This window comes from Natrarchaeobius oligotrophus, assembly GCF_003841465.1.
GTDB lineage: Archaea > Halobacteriota > Halobacteria > Halobacteriales > Natrialbaceae > Natrarchaeobius > Natrarchaeobius oligotrophus.
In genome coordinates this window covers 128138-147365 of the sequence record NZ_REFZ01000003.1, presented here as the reverse complement: position 1 = coordinate 147365, position 19228 = coordinate 128138, and the positions used below count along the sequence as shown (strand labels likewise).

General features: G+C 51.3%; 23 protein-coding genes and 1 tRNA gene. 16 read left to right on the top strand and 8 right to left on the bottom strand.

The features are described from left to right. Positions 1–17 precede the first annotated feature (17 nt). A complete protein-coding gene (locus EA472_RS05685; RefSeq protein WP_124190546.1) occupies positions 18–224 on the bottom strand; it encodes a cytochrome-ba3 oxidase subunit in 207 nt (68 codons plus the stop codon). Positions 225–324: 100 nt separating this feature from the next. Here EA472_RS05685 and EA472_RS05680 point away from each other — a divergent pair, with 100 nt between their 5' ends. Genes EA472_RS05680 through EA472_RS05665 form a run of 4 tightly spaced genes read left to right on the top strand, consistent with a single transcriptional unit; the run spans position 325 to position 3347 of the window. Next, a complete protein-coding gene (locus EA472_RS05680; RefSeq protein ID WP_124190545.1) occupies positions 325–531 on the top strand; it encodes a hypothetical protein in 207 nt (68 codons plus the stop codon). Continuing rightward, a complete protein-coding gene (locus EA472_RS05675) occupies positions 528–1343 on the top strand; it encodes a cytochrome c oxidase subunit II (RefSeq protein WP_124190544.1) in 816 nt (271 codons plus the stop codon). The genes EA472_RS05680 and EA472_RS05675 overlap by 4 nt, the downstream gene beginning before the upstream one ends. Further along, entirely contained in the window at positions 1336–3144 is a 1809-nt protein-coding gene (locus EA472_RS05670) for a b(o/a)3-type cytochrome-c oxidase subunit 1 (RefSeq protein WP_124190543.1), read from the top strand. Before EA472_RS05675 ends, EA472_RS05670 begins: the two co-directional genes overlap by 8 nt. Then, on the top strand, positions 3144–3347 hold the full coding sequence (locus tag EA472_RS05665; protein ID WP_124190542.1) for a CbaC protein: 204 nt from the start codon (positions 3144–3146) through the stop codon (positions 3345–3347). Before EA472_RS05670 ends, EA472_RS05665 begins: the two co-directional genes overlap by 1 nt. Before the next feature lie 13 nt (positions 3348–3360). Here the strand turns inward: EA472_RS05665 and EA472_RS05660 are convergent, their stop codons facing one another. Then, a complete protein-coding gene (locus EA472_RS05660; RefSeq protein WP_124190541.1) occupies positions 3361–3669 on the bottom strand; it encodes a DUF7091 family protein in 309 nt (102 codons plus the stop codon). A 224-nt stretch (positions 3670–3893) separates the two neighbouring features. On the opposite strand from EA472_RS05660, the gene EA472_RS05655 reads away from it, so the two are divergent. The 5 genes from EA472_RS05655 (at position 3894) to EA472_RS05635 (ending at position 6748) form a co-directional block, all read left to right on the top strand. After that, positions 3894–4001 (top strand) — tRNA-Ile (locus tag EA472_RS05655). Between the two features lie 571 nt (positions 4002–4572). Next, positions 4573–4974 (top strand): helix-turn-helix domain-containing protein, encoded by a 402-nt coding sequence (locus tag EA472_RS05650; RefSeq protein WP_124190540.1) that lies wholly within the window; start codon positions 4573–4575, stop codon positions 4972–4974. Next, entirely contained in the window at positions 4967–5368 is a 402-nt protein-coding gene (locus EA472_RS05645) for a hypothetical protein (protein WP_124190539.1), read from the top strand. The genes EA472_RS05650 and EA472_RS05645 overlap by 8 nt, the downstream gene beginning before the upstream one ends. After that, positions 5358–5762, top strand: a complete 405-nt coding sequence (locus EA472_RS05640) for a hypothetical protein (protein ID WP_124190538.1) — start codon at positions 5358–5360, stop codon at positions 5760–5762. The genes EA472_RS05645 and EA472_RS05640 overlap by 11 nt, the downstream gene beginning before the upstream one ends. Positions 5763–5800: 38 nt before the next feature. Continuing rightward, complete coding sequence (locus EA472_RS05635) at positions 5801–6748, top strand: AAA-associated domain-containing protein (RefSeq protein WP_165874830.1); 948 nt, start codon at positions 5801–5803, stop codon at positions 6746–6748. A 2-nt stretch (positions 6749–6750) separates the two neighbouring features. Here EA472_RS05635 and EA472_RS05630 read toward each other — a convergent pair whose 3' ends face one another. The 4 genes from EA472_RS05630 to EA472_RS05615 all read right to left on the bottom strand — a co-directional run bounded on the left by EA472_RS05630 (position 6751) and on the right by EA472_RS05615 (position 10319). Next, positions 6751–8496, bottom strand: coding sequence for a helicase HerA domain-containing protein (locus EA472_RS05630; RefSeq protein WP_124190536.1), 1746 nt, complete (start codon positions 8494–8496; stop codon positions 6751–6753). A gap of 99 nt (positions 8497–8595) precedes the next feature. Continuing rightward, positions 8596–9549 carry a hypothetical protein gene (locus EA472_RS05625; protein ID WP_124190535.1) on the bottom strand — a complete coding sequence of 318 codons (954 nt, stop codon included), beginning with the start codon at positions 9547–9549 and terminating at the stop codon, positions 8596–8598. A gap of 3 nt (positions 9550–9552) precedes the next feature. After that, positions 9553–9972 carry a hypothetical protein gene (locus EA472_RS05620; protein ID WP_124190534.1) on the bottom strand — a complete coding sequence of 140 codons (420 nt, stop codon included), beginning with the start codon at positions 9970–9972 and terminating at the stop codon, positions 9553–9555. Positions 9973–10082: 110 nt separating this feature from the next. Further along, entirely contained in the window at positions 10083–10319 is a 237-nt protein-coding gene (locus EA472_RS05615; protein ID WP_124190533.1) for a winged helix-turn-helix transcriptional regulator, read from the bottom strand. 184 nt (positions 10320–10503) lie between these two features. On the opposite strand from EA472_RS05615, the gene EA472_RS23515 reads away from it, so the two are divergent. The 3 genes from EA472_RS23515 (at position 10504) to EA472_RS05600 (ending at position 12178) form a co-directional block, all read left to right on the top strand. After that, complete coding sequence (locus EA472_RS23515) at positions 10504–10884, top strand: DUF7344 domain-containing protein (protein WP_449289228.1); 381 nt, start codon at positions 10504–10506, stop codon at positions 10882–10884. 245 nt (positions 10885–11129) lie between these two features. Next, entirely contained in the window at positions 11130–11780 is a 651-nt protein-coding gene (locus EA472_RS05605; protein WP_124190532.1) for a hypothetical protein, read from the top strand. Between the two features lie 179 nt (positions 11781–11959). Continuing rightward, positions 11960–12178, top strand: a complete 219-nt coding sequence (locus tag EA472_RS05600) for a hypothetical protein (protein ID WP_124190531.1) — start codon at positions 11960–11962, stop codon at positions 12176–12178. Between the two features lie 8 nt (positions 12179–12186). Here EA472_RS05600 and EA472_RS05595 read toward each other — a convergent pair whose 3' ends face one another. Beyond that, positions 12187–13533, bottom strand: a complete 1347-nt coding sequence (locus tag EA472_RS05595) for a site-specific integrase (RefSeq protein WP_124190530.1) — start codon at positions 13531–13533, stop codon at positions 12187–12189. Between the two features lie 341 nt (positions 13534–13874). On the opposite strand from EA472_RS05595, the gene EA472_RS05590 reads away from it, so the two are divergent. From EA472_RS05590 to EA472_RS23390, 3 genes are all read left to right on the top strand, one after another. After that, entirely contained in the window at positions 13875–14588 is a 714-nt protein-coding gene (locus EA472_RS05590; protein WP_124190529.1) for a hypothetical protein, read from the top strand. A 149-nt stretch (positions 14589–14737) separates the two neighbouring features. Then, on the top strand, positions 14738–15634 hold the full coding sequence (locus tag EA472_RS05585; RefSeq protein ID WP_124190528.1) for a tyrosine-type recombinase/integrase: 897 nt from the start codon (positions 14738–14740) through the stop codon (positions 15632–15634). After that, positions 15631–16761: a tyrosine-type recombinase/integrase gene (locus EA472_RS23390; RefSeq protein WP_165874829.1), complete on the top strand. Its 1131-nt coding sequence runs from the start codon at positions 15631–15633 to the stop codon at positions 16759–16761. Before EA472_RS05585 ends, EA472_RS23390 begins: the two co-directional genes overlap by 4 nt. 253 nt (positions 16762–17014) lie before the next feature. Here the strand turns inward: EA472_RS23390 and EA472_RS05575 are convergent, their stop codons facing one another. Further along, complete coding sequence (locus tag EA472_RS05575) at positions 17015–17512, bottom strand: hypothetical protein (protein ID WP_124190527.1); 498 nt, start codon at positions 17510–17512, stop codon at positions 17015–17017. Between the two features lie 281 nt (positions 17513–17793). On the opposite strand from EA472_RS05575, the gene EA472_RS05570 reads away from it, so the two are divergent. After that, complete coding sequence (locus tag EA472_RS05570; RefSeq protein ID WP_124190526.1) at positions 17794–19227, top strand: GmrSD restriction endonuclease domain-containing protein; 1434 nt, start codon at positions 17794–17796, stop codon at positions 19225–19227. The last annotated feature ends 1 nt before the right edge of the window (position 19228 follow it).

The window sequence follows — 19228 nt, the reverse complement described above, 5'->3', positions numbered from 1 at the left end:
AATCGTTCGTCCTCGAGTCACGACGAGGTGCCGCCCGGGGGGTGGTCGTGGGGATCGTCGACGGGCGAGAACGCGACGTACAGACAGGAGAGAACGAGCAGGACGTTGATCGCAGAGACGATGCCGGCGACCGGCGAACTCCCGAGCGCGTACCAGGCGAGCGGCACGAGCGCGAGCAGTCCGACGGGAAGCGCCGCGCGCGGAGAGACTCCCTCGAGTACCATGGCTCGTGTTCGGCGCTCGAGGCGTTTAATATACCGACACCGTTCCTGCGGCGTGAGAATCTGTAGAGCGATTAAGCGATACCTATCCTAACGTCGCCCCATGAGCCAGTCGATCGACGAGTCGACCCAAACGACGGAAATCGGTCACGACGAGTACGATCCGGTCGGGACGCTCGCCCTGATCGGACTGTACTTTCTCATCCTGGTCGCACTGTGGATTTTCGTGTACTTCGTCGAGTTCCTCGGCAACGATCCGACGGTCGTGACCGGTAGCGCGCTGCTACTGGCGGGGGTCGGTCACCGATGAACGTCCACACCTACGAGAAGCTGTGGCTGATCGCGGCGATGGTCCTGATCGTGGGCTTCATCGCGACGATCACGTACGGCTCGGTCGGGCTCGGCATCGCGATGGTCGGGGACCAGCAGGAGACGGTCGAGCCGACCGAACTCGCGGACGACGAGCGCTTCGGCGAGCCGCGCGTCGAACAGATCGGCGACGACGAGTACGAAGTGTACGTCGTCGCCCAGACGTTCAGCTTTCAACCCGATCCGATCGAAGTCCCCGAGAACAGTCAGGTGACGTTTCACGTGACCGCCAGGGACGTAATCCACAGCTTCAGCCTCGCCGGAACCAACGTCAACACGATGGTCATTCCCGGCGAGGTCGCGGAGATGACCGTCGAGTTCGACGACCCCGAAGTGTACGGCGTGGTCTGCAACGAGTACTGCGGTCCGGATCACCACAACATGGAGGGACAGGTCCACGTGGTTCCGGAAGACGAGTTCGACCTCACCGAGGTGAGCGTGGACGCGCCCGACGAAGTCGACGCCGGCGAGAGTGCAACCGTCGACGTGACGGTCGAAAACCGCATGCTCGACGGTCTGGAGACGACCGCCGAACTCGAGATCGGCGGCGAGACGTCCGTCGAGGAGGTCGCACTCGAGGGCGGCGAAGCGACCGAAGTGACGTTCACCGTCGATCCGGAGACGCTCGAGGCGGACGACTCCGACGTCGAGTGGGCGGTCACGGTCGACGATCACGAAGAGCGCGGCACGGTGACGGTGATCGACGCCGGCGACGAGGACGGCGGCGACGACGGAGGTGAAACGGATGAGTAACACGTATCTCGATCAGTTCCCGGCGGAAGCAAAAGTGGTCCGCGCGGCGTTTTACAGCTCGTTTTTCGCGCTCGCCATCGGCGGGCTGTTCGGGATCGTCCAGACGCTCCACCGGACCGACGTCTACCGATTCATGGACTCGGCCGACTACTACACCGTCCTTACCGCCCACGGGGTCTTGCTCGCGATCACGTTCACCATCTTCTTCCTCGTTGGCGTGTTTACGTGGGCGGTGACGACCAGCCTCGACCGGGGGGTCGAGAACCTCCGGTTCACCTGGGCGTGGTACGGACTGATGGTGATCGGAACGGCGATGGCGGCGATCCCGATTTTCGCCGGGTTCACCGACTCGATCGACATGAGCGCCTCCGTGCTGTTCACGTTCTACGCGCCGCTGCAGGGCCACCCGCTGTTCTACCTCGGACTGGTACTGTTCGTCGTCGGCACCTGGCTCGCCGGCGTCGACTGGTTCCGATCGTGGCGGGCGTGGAAAGCGGAGCACCCGGACGAGCGCATCCCGCTTCCGACGTTCATGGTGCTGACGACGACGATCATGTGGTACATCGCGACGCTTGGCGTCGCCGCCGCGATTTTGCTGTTCTTGCTCCCGTGGTCGCTCGGCCTGATCGAGAGCGTCAACCCGCTGCTCACCAGAACCCTGTTCTGGTTCTTCGGCCACCCGGTCGTCTACTTCTGGCTGATGCCGACGTACATGATGTGGTACGTCATGCTCCCGAAGTTCTCCGGCGGAAAGCTGTTCAGCGATCCGCTCGCACGCGTCGTCTTCGTGCTCTTTCTGATCCTCTCGGTGCCGACCGGAATTCACCACCAGTACCTCGATCCGGGTATCGCTGAAGGCTTCAAGTTCATCGCGATGACGAACACCATGTTCTTGCTGTTGCCCAGCCTGCTGACGGCGTTCACCGTCGTCGCCAGCATGGAACACGGTGCCCGCCAGCGCGGCGGAACGGGCTACTTCGGCTGGCTTAAGGCGCTCCCGTGGCGCGATCCGGTGTTCACCGGCATGGCGCTGGCCGGACTGATGTTCGCCGCCGCCGGCTTCTCCGGGATGGTCAACGCCGGCATGAACATCAACTACCTCGTCCACAACACGTTCTGGGTCGTCGGTCACTTCCACCTCACCGTCGGCACGGCCGTCGCGCTGACGTTCATGGCGGTCACCTACTGGTTCCTCCCGCAGATAACAGGGAAGGCGCTGTGGAGCCGACCCGTCGCGCTCGTCCAGGTCGTGCTCTGGTTCGTCGGCATGACGTTCATGTCCAACGCGATGCATCGCGCCGGCCTGCTCGGCGTTCCGCGCCGAACCGCGGAACCCCAGTACGAGGGCGTGACGTTCGAGGCCGCCGTCGGCTCCGTCGGCGAACTCAACGCCCAGATCGCACTCGGCGGCGTGATCCTCACGATCTCGCTCGTCCTGTTCTTCGCGAACGTGATCGCCACCGGGTTCAACGGCCGAAGCGACGAGCTGCCGTCGAACGGCTACGCCGACGCCCTCTCGGGTCCCGAGGACGCCCCCCTCGTTCTCGACAACCTCAAACTGTGGACCGCGATCGCCATCGTGCTCGTGATCTTCGCGTACACGTTCCCCCTGTTGAGCATCGTCCAGCGCGGCGGCCTGTTCGGTCCCGAGGTCATCACGTTCCCCGTCAGCCTCGAGTCGCTCGCGCCGATCGCGGCCGCACTCGAGTACGGCGGCCTCGCGACGGTCGACGGCGTTGCGTCCGCCGTCACCGGAGCGCTCGAGCCCGGTCGGATCGCCATCGCGGAGGTGGTGCGATAGTGCGAATCTCGATGGGTGCGCTGCTCGTCGTCGTCGCGTTCACCGTTCCGCTGTTCGTCGAACTGCGGACGGTGCTCTCGTGGGTCGGCGTCGAACTCACCGTCCTCGAGTCGGTCGCGCTGGCCGCCGTGGCGATCGCGGCGCTCCTCGTCTGGGCGCTGTGGCCCGAATCCGACGGACCCGACTCCTCGAACGCGGGCTAATCGACTCGCGCGGTTACCAGGTCTCGATCCGTCCCTCGCGGACGTCCTCCGCACACCCCTCGCAGTCGGGGTGGCCGTCCTCGAAACACGCCGGCCGATACTCGTCGTCGAGTTTCGCCGCCCGACGCTCGACGTGCCGACGACAGACGATTCGCACCCGGCCGTCGTCGTCCGTCGGCAGCCCCCTCGCGTGCTTGGCCGTTCGGTAGGCCTCGCGGGCCTGCTCGAGTTGCGTGTCCGTCGACTCACGCATCTGCTGGTAGCCCTCGCCGGCGTCGCGAAGCGTCGAGCGCAGAAAACGCTCGAGGCGGCGATCCGTCATCGACCGATTCGTTCGTCGGCCGGCCACATAGTCCCGTCGCCGTCGACGGGCCGGCAGTAGATCGCGGTCGGATTCCCGCCACGTTCGGGGACCTCGACGCGGACCGAGGCGCGACCGACGACTCGAGCGCTCAGGTCCGGAGTCTCGAGGCGACCGTCCCGGCTGACGAACGGAACAGACAGCAAGGGTTAATTGGGATCGGGATTTTCTCCTAGATACGCATCGGGCCCTTAGCTCAGTCTGGTTAGAGCGCTCGGCTCATAACGCGATCGTGCACCAGTGCGGTTGTGTGGGATACCGAGTGGTCGATGGTTCGAATCCGTCAGGGCCCATCCAGATTCTGCACGGTTCTGAGCCAATGAATCTGTAAGGTACAAGGCTTGTGTACCTTATTTTCTGATTTCGGGTGGTGATTGGCCCTCGGGTCGTGTTTGGAGTTCATCTAGCTGTTAGACGCGGGTCACTGTCGTCGTGCCTTCTCTAATAACCGACGCTCGGGAATCATTTAATCAACAAGCGATTGATCCACTATCCTCTTTCAAAGGCTTACTGAATAAGAAGATAATATTTCAATATCCCAACTCTCATCTCCTGTCGATATTGCCTCGACTGTTCCATCAAGCTAGGGTTATTGAATCAAGGATACCACCACTGTTAATATCGGCCCGTTCTATGTGTTTGCCACGCCTCCATATGAAGATAGAATGGGCAAGTGTTCCGCCTAATCACCAGGTTGACTTAAAGAGACGGCATGAATATCTCCTTTGGTTCCTTGGAATTTCCTACCTCTTTTGGAATCTTGGAATCGTTTATATACCGTGGTGTTGCCAACATCGAAAATAGTATTGACTATCACAAGGACACCAATCTTTTTATACAAAGAGTTCATTGGTGGAGATGGAGATGTCCGATAATCAGCAAACTCTCGAAAATCTGCTCGTAGACGAGCAGGAGATTAGCGAAGAGATCCTTCACGATCTCCTCAACAACTACATCCGTATCGGTAAGCAAAGTGGTGACCTTATACCCCAAGACGGATTCCATGAGCTAACGGCAAAACAGAAAGCCGTTATCGTACTTCTCTCACAACGCGCACGACAGGAACTCGACATGGTTGAGACGGAATGGCTGTCCCCGACAGAGATCAGCGAACAAAGCGGTGTAAAGAAGGGGACGATCTACCCGACGGTTCGAGAGCTCAATAACGGAGGTCTAGTGGAAGATGACGACGGGAGTTACCGGATCCCCTCTCACAGTATCAACCAAGCACGCGAGTACATCGACGGAGGTGAAGATGATGAGTAATGAAGTCGAGGGGCTTCGAACTCAGGTGAACCAGCTGGAAGAGCGTGTCAACGAACTTGAGCAGCGTTTAGATGGCAACGAAGAACTTGAGACCAAAGAAGGAATCCGCGAGTTCGTTGAATCGTTGGATCCATCCAGCCACACAGAGCGGGCACTCTACGTAGCATATTACCTTGAGCCGTACCGTGGGAAAGAGACGTTCGATGTTGGCGATATTGAAGAGGGATATCGAGAATGCCGGATGAAACCAGCAGGCAACATGAGCGACGTCCTAGGCCGGATGGAAGATCGAGATTGGCTACTTCGAAATGGGACGGACGGCCAGACTCAGCTGTGGCGGCTTACAGGTACCGCTTTAGAAACGGTTGAGGAGGAGATCGACAATGGCGCTTAAAGATAAAATCCAAGACCGAATGGTTACGGACGACGAGACGATCTTGGAATCGAACTTCAAGCGTGTGGAGAAGCTATTCCGTCTTCATGAAGATGGAACGGTCAATATTCAAGGAGAATATCGAAGTCTCGACCTTAGACTCCAGATTCTGATCTACTTCATCGGTCAACGGTTCGCCTACGAGGGCGAACTGTCCGAGACGGACTCCCTCACTTCCTCGTTTTTTTACGACCGGATCGATAAGAGTGATCGTACGATCCGGAACTACTTGCAGGAACTCCGTGAGGAAGGCTACATCAAGAAAGAGGGGCAGAGCGAGCACCGATTAATCGCTGAAAACCTTCCCGATGCCCTGAATGACATAGAAGAGGCTGTTGGAGGGGCTACTGCATGACTGGACGCTTATATTGCCCTCCCGAGCACACCGAGGATGTGCTACGAGAAGCTACCAGCGGTGCTTCGACTGTCGAAGATCTTGCTGAAGGTCTCGATATCGCACCCAAAACGGCGTCAAACAAGGTTCATGATCCAACCATTCTCGGTCTGGTTGACCGAGATGACAACCAGCTCTCGGTGTCAGAAGATGCGCGAAGAGTGATCCAACTCAAGGACACCTCGCCGTTGGAAAATGCATTCCGAGAGCTCCCGGGTGTATCGGAGGTTTTGGATCGGATTGAGGGTGGGTCTGTCGAAGTGGAAGAGATTGGCCGTCTGATCAGCTTCGAAACGGGATCCAACGCTGCGGCTGAAAGCACTTTCCGAAACTACGGTAGGGTTTACGGGGAGTGGATTGATTATCTCGACTTGGGCACCTACTCGAACGGAGTCGTCGCAGCTGGGGAAATTGATGAACTTCCTGAGGCCTCCGAACCGCTGGAAAATCCGCGTGGACCGAACAATCCGCGAGTACCGCCGGAGAAGGTTTTCGAGATTCTACCTTTGATTAGCCGGATCGAGTCGCGCGAAGAGCTTCAGGAGCGGTCTGACTACTCTGACCGATATACATCAAAAATTCTGACTACATGTTATGGGTTGGGGATCGCTGAGTCTACGCGCAATGGTCCGGAGCTGACAGAGCGAGGAAAGGAACTACAGCAGACGAGTGTAGGTCAACGCAAGCGAATACTCCGCGAGGCTCTCTTAGAGATTCCTCTTGCTCAAGCCTACTGCGAGCGAATGCCGGAAGACGAGTTCCGGAACAAGGACGTAATGAGGCAGGTTTCCGAGGACTATCTAAAAGGGTGGAGTGACTCTACGATCCAGACCCGGGCAAAAAGACTCTACTCCTGGCTGTTGTTCACGGGGATCGCTGAAGAACAGGAGACCGGGTATCTGGAGCCGGCAGAAACAACTGAAACCAGTGAAGTAGCTACGTCGTAGCCTTAGATACTACTCATCAGTTCCTGCGAGGTTGCACGACGCTGCGCAGTTGCTCGTATCTCGTCTAGTTCGTCGATATTGAGGTCCACCTTAGTCACGCGACCGTCTTTAGACTTCGTCACAATGTCTCTTTCATAGAGCGCGTTCACGGCAGAGGCGACATGACCCGTTGAGCTAATATCGAGCTCATCAGCGATTTGATCGTAAGTGACAGACTCATTTTCAGCCATCACTGCGGTGACAACTCCTTCTACGTATCGAGGGGAAGACGCCTCTCTCTTAGCAGCAGTTATCGCATCTTGTACCGCTTCATCCTCAAGGAACTCCCGGTATACCGAAATCTCGACTTCTGGATCTTGTGTATCCTGCTTTGGGTGGCCTTCCTGCTGCTCGCGGAGATCCTCTACTGTGCCTTGAAGCATCTCAACACGCTCACGAAGACGCTCAGCTTCATCATGTTGCGGATCAAGACCGAGAGCTTCACCCATCCTAATATACGCTTCCGCAATCTCTTCGATATTCTCGTTAAGATTCTCGAAACGTTCTGCTCTTTCAACAGTTTCTGCTAGCTCCTCAACCCGGCTTCGAAGCTCCTTGTTTTCCTCACGGAGCCGCCGGTTTTCCTGACGGAGATCACGAATCTCCCCGTTCTTCTCCTTTCGAATCTGCTCAACCGTATCCTCTAAATTCTTTGTGGGAGTACTATCTGCCTCATTCTGTGCAAGAGCATCAGTAAACCGCTCCGCAAGCTCACTCACATCACGCGCCTTCTCCAGCTCTTCCTCAAGCTGATCAATACGCTCCTCGCGTTCCTCAAGTTTCGAACGAAGCCGTTCGATCTCGTTGGCCTCTGCCTGCTGGCGTTCAGAAATGGTTTCAAGCTCAGAAACAATATCCTCACTAACTGATTTCAAATCAGGGCGCTCAATTTCCTCAAGTCCCGGCGTTGCACCAGCGTCAAAGGTATGCTTCCGCCGGAATTGGACTTGTCGAATCTGATCGTTCCAGTCTGTAAGCAGAAACGCCTCACCATCATCTAATTCTTGGATAGCATCAGAATACTCTGACCCGAGAACACGGCGAACAACCTTAGTGTCATTATCCCAGGTGAGGCGGTGCCAAATATGCCAGTCACATTGGGTGATGAAATCTTTCTTAACATCGGCTGGTCGCTGAGAGATACCACAAAGACCCAAGCCGTGTTTTCTCCCACGTTTTGCGATTTTGATCAGCATCCGACCAACCTCATCAAGACCAGATTCAGGGATATACTCATGAACCTCTTCAACAAGCAGTAAGAAGGGTTTCTTGAGCTTCTTTTGTTTAGCGAAAAGATGGTGTCCAACTTCTTTGATTAACTCCTTCTGATCCCCCTGATGGAGATAGCCAGATACATCAAGAATAACGGGGATATTCTGCTCAAGAGTTAATTCGGCGATTTTTTCAGCGTGTTCTGCACCAACGGCGAGATCACACTCTTCGTCTGCCCCTAGGTGAAGCAGCTCGTACTCTTCTTTTAGTCCGAAGTATTCCCCGTCCACATCGACGATGAGGACGGGAAAGCCATCATCAAGTAATTCTTCGACAATAACGCTGGCGCTGTTACTCTTCCCGCTCCCTGATTTTCCTAATACAACTCCTCTACCGGTTAACACCTCTACAACGGGAAGAGATTCACCAGCGTCGTTGATCGGAATAGTGTCGGGGGAGCTTGTAGTCTGACTCCCGTGGTCGGCCTGGTTAGACATAGGCCAGTCTCTGTATAGGACTAGTTTCTCCAAAACACATAAATTTATCTCCTTATTGTCATATTTATGCTACTTAAAACGGTTTCAGCGGAACAGCTTTCATTCTTCGTCTGCTTCTGATTCTGAGCCCATGAACGTGTCTAAAGAACTATCAGAAGAGTCAGACTCAGATTCATTTTCACCTTCAGCATCATTCTCCTTCTCAGAGAATTCTAATTCCTCTTCAGAATCTTCTTGATCGGATCCAAGGTTTTCTTCGATATCTTCTGATTCACTGTCCAGATCCAAATCAGAAATCTCAAGGTCACGGTTGAGACCTCGGCGCACGGCAACGATCAGTTCTTCAACTTTGGCTGGATCTTCGTCACCAGACAACTCTAAGCTGATCTGGAAGGGATTGCTAGCTTGCACTTCTGGAACCGGAGTATCCGTTGTTTTGGATCTAGTTCGGATCTCAGTGTTTTCTTGCTCGGTCTGAGAGTCTGGTGTGTCCGGCTGTTCTGGTTTGTCCTCGATTATCGGGTTAGCCAAGTCCTCAAACTCTTCATCAAGTTCGAGCCGCGTTTCGTTTCCTCCTCTACCAACAATATAGTCCCCTAAGCCCGCTGCTTCCAGTATTTGGAGAAAAGTAGTTGCAGCTGAGCCTAGTGTATTTTCGCTGCCTTCCAGGCCAATTTCTGTTCGAAATACCTGCAAAATGTCACTTTTTGTGATGGAATCTTCGTCTGTTACACCGTTGACGACTAATTCCTTGAGTACGATGTTATATAGCTGATACTCTTGTATTCCGGCTTGGAATTGATCTGCTAGATCGTTGGGATCGTCCTGATTATAGCTAGCTTCTATTCCTCGTGGAGTAGCTGAGATTCCCTCCTCGGATTCTTCTAAAAATCCGAGCCCTACTCCGAGCCGTATGTTATCGCGGACTAGTGTTTTGCCTTGATCAACTGCATCATAGAGTTCTTCACGAGTGTGGTCGCTTTCACGAAGCACTTCGCACAGCTCAAGGAGATTTTCGTCGGAAGCATCTTTGGGGGGACTGTCAAAATTCATAGATTATGAATCGGTATCTTCTAAGTATTCAGCGGCTCTCTTGATATTGTGGACAGGGATGAGGTATCCGCCTTGTTCGTCTTCATTTTTGACAAAGTCAAGATCGTTGGCAGCATGTCGGATAGTGCTTCCATCTACGTCGATTAAGTCTGCAAAGTAGTTGGATCCCTCTCCTACGGTTTCGTCTTCTTCGAGGTCGTCTAGTGCTGCGAGAGCGCGTCGATAGAGGAGTACAGCAGTAAACTTTTCCTTGGAATTCAGATTTTCGAACTTTTGATAGAAACGTGGGTTTCCACTGTCGCGGTCAATCGCTACTAGATCTTTGAGTGCGTCACGGATTCGCTCTCGGTCGATGGAGCTAGCGTCTACGTATAGGTCTTCAAGAGGATTTGAGTCTTCGTCGGTCTTGTCATCTGAGCTCATGTTGGGGTGTAAACATTAGTCTCTATTGAAACTACCCATTAGGATAGACAGGTGACGAGACCAGAGTTGTGAAATTGATAAGAAAGGTTACCGATAACCGGGTAACGAACTTACGGAGTTGATGCATGCCCTGGATACCACCAAACCATTCCTCTAGCACCAACCTTCTTACATTCAATTACATTCTCCTCCTCAAGCTTCTCTAATCGATCTCGAACTCCTCGATGCGTGATATCGAAATGAGAAGCGACCTCGGACGTAGTTAGGACGGGATCAGAAGATGATCGAAACACGTCAAGGATATCCTCATCATAGATAGTCGGCTTCCGGCCAGGTCCATCGCTCATTATGAAAATCGCTGACCAGATGGTAGTTAGCCATTTATTCTCTTGAAAGAACTAACCATCATTAGTTCTTTCAAAAGAACTAATTTTGGGTCCATTTTGTACATGGTTATGTTGATGATCGCTCGCAGGCACGTCTTGGGAGTACAGGTGTTTGAGAGTCCAGAGCTGACTCTACAAGTTCACCATGGTATACGATAACGACAGTGATGACTTTCTCTCGCAGGTCTATCACTCGCTCAGAGCACAGCGCCGTCGATATGTGATTAAGTTGGTGGCCGAGTGCGATGATGACCTCTCGGTTCGAATTCTCGCTAAGGAAATCACTGCGCGAGAACAAGGCATTCCGTCGGATCGAGCGACTGGTGAGCCGTATCGGAACGTGTACAATGCACTCTCTCAGACGCATTTATCGACCCTATCAGACGCCAATATCATCATCTATGACTCCGAGAGACAGGTTGTTACTGCTGGATCTAATCTCATGATTGCCCTTCTATTGAGCAATCTCAATGAGACTGCGCTCCAGACGTTACAGAGCGAGGAACATGCGAGTACGGATTGGTGACTCTGTTGAAATTACCAACCCATTATGGGTTCCGGGAGGGTCCGGAAGGTGCATGAGGTAAGTGGCGATCTTCGAAGATATTGCGATCGACATCAAGCAGCGATTGAGTAAGTATCTGACCTTCAACGTACACAGTAGCATGAGAATCTGAAAAAATCATTCTCGGATAAAGGATAGTGCCAACACAATACTGGTTCTGTCTATGGACCAGAAATGACCATACAATCATTCGTATGCAATAGCCAATGTTCGTAGCTAAACGTAACGATATCAACCACATCTACACGGGTAAAGAAATCCAGACGCTAATCAGTGAAAGTTATCATCCAACTTTGGAATACAATTTTAGCTGCCCTATTTGTAATAGGGAAGTTGAATATAATGGCTTGTCAACAAATTATCTGTTCGAATTCTTCGTTCATAAGGATGGAACGTCGGACTGCTTTGCAGCCGAATCGATATCCGGAGAACATCAGATAGCCACTGAGATAACTGTAAAAGTTCTCCACAACCGTATCAAGGAAGTCACCGGCGAACAAGTTGAGATCAGCGTTGAAAAGTGGATCGGGACACAGTCAGACTTCGTGATTGCAGATGTGAGGGTCACGAGTCCTGTACAGATTGCTGCTGAAATTTATTACAAGGCAGCGAAGCTTGCCCTGTATCGCCGTCTCAAAAGAATGTTCTCTAATGGATATCGTACGTATCTGATTTTCCACACCGCCGGACGTCATGATGTTGATCGGGTTGAACAGTATATCCAGCGAGTAGCCCCACTCAGGGTTGGACGATTCAATCCGGGGACTCTGGAATTAACGCTCGGAGACCTATTCACTGAGGAACAAGTAAAGCTCAATCAGTATAACCGTGAACGGCTACCAAGGTACATTCAGTAGTAAGAGTCTGATATAACAGCTATTTCAACCCCCCAAATGTAGGATAAGTCACCTAAGATCAGATTTCGCTAGTAACCCAATCACCGATTGATGAAACGGCTTGGCCTCATTGATGCAGTTGTGGCTTAGAAGGAGACCAAACCCATATTCCTTGACCAAAATTTGACCCATTCCTCAAAATGAAAATCAACAACCATCACGGTCCATGTGATTGTAGTTCAGTAGATGAGATTGTAAATAATCATCGAACAGACCTTGTCAAATTCGCACTTCATGGAGACGACTTTATACGTGTTCTCGCAATTGCTGCACTTATTCAAGCAGGCGGAACGGCGGAACTCACTCAAGTAAAACGAGAAATCGAAATAGCAGCAGAAGTGAGCGATCGGTGGAATTAGTCCGCTATCTATTCGTACATATCGAAGAGGTCTTGAAGACGTCCAATCGCTTCAGGATGGTTAAGAGCAACCTCGGCCATCATCTCTCCTCTTTCCAAATTCTTTTTATCAATTTCCCCCTCTGATACCGCTCTGACAAGCGCGTTCCAAGATTCATTAGCAGTTTCTGCCATAGCACGTGCAGCTTCGTCCGCGGCACGTCCTTGATCGGGATCGATATCAGTACCACACCAGAGACACGGCCCTCGAAATCGAGAAGTGTATTGTGAGCACTCAGGACACTTCACGGGAGCAATCGCCTTTGTTCGTTCATCATCCTCTATGGTTGCGCCTTCGATTTCTGCGAGATCACGCGACGCTTGCTTGCCGAATTTCGCCACATAATATTCGGGAGTTGCTGTTCTTTGCTTCCACCCGAACGTCTGGCGCATATCATCAATACTGTATCCTTGACGAAGTGCTGCGACACTCGCCCGACTTTTTCTGAACCACTGTGGATTACACGGCTTATCGACCCCTGCCTCTTTTGCGGCATCCCTCGTTATGTCACCCAATCGAGAATAACTCACACGCTGTGATTGATCGCCCTTCAATTTTACCCATACTGGTGTCTTTGAATGCTCGTCCATCTCTGCCGTGGGGTGCTCTTTTAACCATTCTCTGACGTATGGAACTCCCGTGTAAATTTCTCTTGTTCGGTATCCTGTTTTGGTATCTTCTGGGATACGAAGTTCAATACGATTTTTTCTCACTTCGATATTTGACATGTCCAATTTATAGATTTCGCTTTCAGGTCGCCCTCCAGAAGCCCACAGCATTGCGAGCCAAGCGCTGTCACGGTAATTATATTGACGCCGGTTTTCGATCATCGGCGTGACGTCATCTTCATACCAGAGGATTTCATGAACATCAGGGACATTTTCCCTTGGGTTGTAATGACTTGTCTTCGCATATTCACTCATGTTGGGAATCCTGTTAGTATCTCCCAGTGCATTGATGAATGTTCGAAGTTTGATAAACCGGTCGTCAATTACAGAGTCGTTGAATCCGCGGTTTCTCACATGTGTGTCAATTTCTTTGATTGCTTCTTCCGCCTCGCGCTCACTCTTAGTTAACCCATTTTCGTACTGACATTCGCGTGGCACAATGAGTTTATTTAAGTCCAGACCGTGGTTCGCTAAGTCTAGAACACAATAAAGATTTTTATAGTGCCTATTTGCTTTGATGTTAGTTCCACGCCGTCGGGTTAATACCTCATCATACTGAACCAGAACGTCTCGATTTGCTTTCGAGAGCGATTCTGAGTCCATTATTCGGTTGCGGACTTCTTCTACCTTTTCTTGGTCAGTTGCCACAATCCATCACCTCTTTATATGCCCCAATGTCTAATCTTTCTTTCGACCCTTCGGCGGGAGGATCAAAGGATTGATTGGAGTTTGGGTTATTTAAAGAAACACCTTCACTCTGGTCTTGTTGTTGAAGATGCTTTCTGTTCATTTCAATGGTACTAGAGCGATGCAGACCCCACCAGTTGGAATCAATCCACTGGTGTGAGCCATATGAAGTTTGTCGTTCCATGCAATCATCCATAGGCGTCTATTTTCAGTGTATTTTATCGCCGTTTTTATCACAGATTTCTTGGGAATATAGGTGGACGGCCCGTTCTTTATTAAGCAAGCCGTGAGTTTTCATTTGTATGCCAGCAAATGGGCTGCTTACTGACACTGACCGGAATTGGCTGAGTGGTGCGGAAAAGAACAAGTCCAACCGCAAAAGGGAATGTCAGGAGCGCCTTGCGATGGCGATGACAGATATTAAATTCCTATGTGAACTAAATACCGATACCACTTCCAATCTGGATTCGTTTGGAACATTGTTTGAGAAAATCTCAGAAGACCATATTGGTGGTGAGGAATTTGATCACCGTGAGGCTGCTACACATCTTATTGCAGTAGCTTATATGATGGTTAATGATTCAATTGATTATGAGTCCATATCAAAAGAAACAAAATTGAATTCAGATGGCTCTCTTGGAAACATCCAGCCTATTGATGACTTATTAGCGTTTAGAGAGGCCCTTGCTGACGGTATCAAACTTGGTCGAGAGAAGCTTGAACCATCTGAAAATGATAAGTATCTAGACAATGATGATATCCCCGAACGCGTTCTCGTCAACTCGAACACGCGTTTATACGAGCCGCCAATAAAAGGGGATTTAGATGGGACTGAAAATTATAAAGGAGGTAACGAACAGCGACAGGGTGCGGCAAACGTCTCTGATAACAAAATTCTTGATCCAGAACCACTCAACTCCGATGTAGCAGTACAAATCGACTTGGCTGTTTCTCAAGCAATTAGTCGTCGTCACGCGACGGCAGACATCAAGGGGATGGATCGCCAACTTGAGTAAAGCGTTGACCAGAATTTGCTAGTCACAAAATTCACGGTTTTGATTTAAACAGCGGCAACTATAGTCCCACATAGTACATTTCCAGTGATAATTGGCGCAATAAGATAGATTCACCTTTCGTTCGTATTCGTAATTGATCGGAAAACGTGATGAACGACCCAAACTGGACCGAAATCACCGAGTATCTGGCAGAACTGTCAAAGTCTGTTGGAGCGACCACTTATCGGTCGCATAAGACTGTGCTTGTAGCGTACGAACGCTGGTGCGCCTCAAAAGATGTTTCACCCAAAGAGGGGAAATCTGCACAGGTTGCCAGATTTTTAGAATCGCGGTACCTCAACCGCGACTACAGTCTCGAAACCGCCTATGGGCACCTCTGCACGCTATCGAACTTTCACGCAGTTGTAAAACGTGCTGATCCGGAACTAGAGAAGATTCGGATTGTGACACACATTGATGTCTCGTCTTCTCCCTCTGGAAAGGCACTTCGACAGCGCATTTGTGACCAGTTTTCTGCGGCCACTAGCCCAAGCGGGACGTCTGCTAAAGCTGTCAAAGAACTGGTCGCACATCTTCGTGAGCGCCACTATGGGTGCCGCACGCATGTGGTCACAGAAGTTCTTTTGGATACCAAAGGAAGAATAGAACCGACCCGCAACTTAAACATCGATGATTTGGATCAAGAGAGAGGTACTGTCGAGATTACGGTCCCTGACCAGTTCCTCGTAGCAGACCTCCTTGCCACACGAACAGCCAACCTTTCTAAAAACACGCTTGACGCGATAAAGACATATCTAAGATATGAACGAAAAGAAACCCATGACTCGAATCCGGATCCGCTTTTCACTACCCGTGAGGGGAGAGTTGGGGCGTCTACACTCCGAAAAGCCGTTCAACGCGAGAGCAAATCAGTCCTACCTCCCCAATCGGTTGCGCTCGAATATCCCGGTCCTGCCGACCAAAATGATCGTACAGCCGCTCAGCGAAACGTCTCTCTATCGGATATTCGGTGGGCGGCGATCAAATCTTGGCTTGAATATAAATGACGACAGCATTGGCTGAAGCGATTGCGCAAGTTGACGATCCAGAAGTAGTCGAGCAACTTCTCGAAGTAAAAACAGTCGATAAAATCTCACATCAGCATGTCACTGAGACGGATCAGCCATCACTCACTACTCTGTATGAACGGTACCTGTCTCGACGGCAAAACCGTAGTCCGTCAACGCGAGCTCAATACAGACGGACGATCCCACATTTCATAGACTTTGCAGAAAGCCATGGTGTCACAATCTCTGTCGAAATTACGATAGAATTAGTTGATAAGTATGTAGACGAACTTAGAGCGGAGTACGACGCTGATGCGACGATCCTCACGTACACAAAGAACGTTCGTGGTTGGCTCCGTTGGCTTGCCAAGCGCGAACATTGTGACGAGGTAGTGTGCCGGATCCTTGATAAAAATGAACTCGGCTTGACTCCTAAAGCTCGTGATGTAGCTCTACCAGAGTCAGCAGCGAAGATCATTATCCAAAAACTCCGTCAACAACGCCGAGGATCTGCAATGCACGCTCTTATCGAGCTCTTGTGGAACTGTGGTCCTCGTATCGGGGGTATCTACTCACTTGACACCTGTGACTTCGATCCCGATGAGAATATTATACGGTTGCGACATCGACCAGAAACTGGAACTCGGCTGAAAAACGGCCGTGAGAACGATAGTACTCCTGGAGACGGAGAACGAAACGTCGAAATAAATGACTGCGTTGCTGATGCGCTTCAGTTGTATATAAAAAACGAGCGACCTGAAATAACCGACAAATACGGAAGAGAACCACTCTTTGCTACAACTCACGGACGCGCAGTGCGATCGACACTTCGTCGATGGGTGTACGAGGCAACGAGCTGCCGTTGGGCGACTGAAGTGATGAATAAATCAACCTGTGATGGGAATTGCGACCCTGATTCGAGTGTCTGTCCATATTCTTATTATCCTCACGCGATTCGGCGTGGTGCAATAGTGAACCACTTGAGTGGAGGACTTCGCCTCGATCTAGCTAGTCAGAGATTCAACGTCTCTCCTCGCACTCTGCGAAAGCATTACGACCCAAGAACGAAGGAAAAACGACGAAAAGATCGTTCCGAGGCAGTTCGATGTGCTTGGCCGGATTGGTGAGTGTTGTTTCACCGAGCCTTCGATAAGTGATTAGCTAAAGTCGTTATTGGTGCTTCAACCCTCGGCTTGTGAGTAGCAACATCCATGCAGTGGTAGATCGGAACTGTCGATTGATAGCAACGGCGTGCAAGACTAAGAGTTTGTAGTCAACAAAACAGAACTCATTCGGAAGGATTTGCACTGAATCACCCCGTCAGTAGATGTAAAAATATAGTACTCACTCGGTTTTGATGGATAAGGACGCGTGTAGAAGTCAGAGCCAGGTAGGCGACGGGCGATGCTCGAACTTCTCGATATTTGTAATCGTGACAGGGCGCTCATCGCTGTCGGGGAGTTCCAACTCAGCGGCCTCGTACATATCATAGAGAATCCCGATCTGTTCATAGAGATTTACCTGTTTTAACAGGTCAACCCCACATTCAGTGACCGCGTAGTATTTTCGCGGGATCCCGTTCGGTACTGGCGAGGTATTAGCCTCAAGAACCGTCACAATCTCTGGGTCCTGGTTCTGGAGATCGCGTAAATGGTCACGGATCGTGCTCTCGGTAATCTCGTTCCGCGCCGCTAACTCAACGGCGCTCAACGCCCCCGTCGGGCTTGCCAGGATTTGCTGGAGAAGTCGAACTTTTGGCTCGACCAGGATCGCCCGTAGGGCAGCAAGACGGTCGGGATTCACCTCATGCTCCACCACTTTCCCTGACGCGTCTTTGCTGTCTAAGCGCGTCGTAGACGAGGAAACGTCCTGAGGCATCCGCGTAAGTCCGACGCCCAGCCCAATATGTTTTGCGACGACCATCGATAATCATGATTCTCGACCTGTAAACCCTTGATCAGATATCTTACGAACATGCCAGGCGCGGACTTCCCATCAACTTTTGTACTTATCAACCATCACTTCCGCAGATTAGGAAGTATTCAGCAGGCGGACAGCGTTCGTTCACCTCCTCAATGATGGAGCAACCGTTGAGAGACGTATGCAAGCTTATAGGAAACAATGTGAGGTTTCAAGTAGTTGTCTCGTAAGTCTGGAGCATGGCTCTGCAACATGAGAATGCCCTGATTCAACAGCAAAAGAACTGGCAACTCAGGCAGTTCGGGAATCCTCGTAAAGACTTCATTAAGCGCCCGCCGTACCAGCGGAAGAGTGTCTGGAAGCGGAAAAAACAAAAAAGTCTGATGGAGAGTTTCCTCCTGGACCTGTACGTCCCGCCAGTCGTTTTGCGTTCCATCACGCACGACACGGTGCAGAAGTACGAGGTAGTTGATGGACAACAACGTATCACCGCTATCCAAGAATATCTCAACAACGAGTACAAATTAGCGGACAGCCAACGCATTCGGGAACTTGACGAGCGGCATGACCGCAACTTTGCGGGGAACTATTATGAGGATCTCAGTGAAGATGACCAAGCCGTGATTAGTGACGATTGCACGCTCACGGTAGATATCCTTCAGGGTATCAACGACCCTAAGAACCCCGAGCACCAGCGACTTGCTACGCAGGTATTCTGGCGACTTCAGCAAGGTGAGTCGCTAAATACACTTGAGGAGAATCACTCAAAAATCACGAGTCCGGTACGAAACTACATTGTTGAACGCGCTGATGACATCAGTTTCGACTACGAAGACTACCGAAGTCTTGATAACAACGAGAACCGGCATCCTTTCTTTGGGTTACTCAATTATGGCAATAACCGGCTAAAGCACCTCGGACTGCTTGCCCGGTTCCTGCTCATTGAGATTGCTGACGGACCAGCATATGTCACAGGCACTCGTGTTACCCAACTGTTCGACTGTGAGAAGGGATCGCTGAACCCGAAGGAGGACCAAACCGCGTTCCGTAATCGGAAAATTGTCAAGCGAGCCGATGAGATGCTGGACCTACTTTACGACATCTTCAAAGACGCGGAGATGATGACCAGCGACGGCAAGGTCGTCTACTTCGAGAATGAGTACTTTATTATCACGCTTTACACTCTCATTCGGGAACTCCAATTCGGTAACTACCGATTCACCTCCAGTCACTACGACGAGATCCGGCAGTTTGTGCGTGAGTTTTATAATCGCGTAGAGAACGAACCGAGTGGTGACGGAGCTGTACTGCGATTCAAGTCGAACAGCCAGCAGAGCGATGACCCGGTTGCTGCCCGTCACTGGATCATGATGAATGAATTCTGGGAATACGACCCCGGTATCATCGAACTAGACAACCAGCGGTTGTTCAGTCACGCCCAACGGGTAGCTATCTTCCTTCGAGACGACCGTATTTGTGGGCAGTGTCTGGAAGAAGAACTGGAGGCTCTTGGTCCAAACGATGATAAAGCGAAAGCAAAGAAGCGTGCCCGGGTAGACTGGAGTGATTGGGACGCAGATCACATTGTGATGCACGCTGAAGGTGGTGAAACTAGCATCGAGAACGGCCAAGTCCGATGCCCGGCTCACAATCGGAGTGACAATATCATTTAGC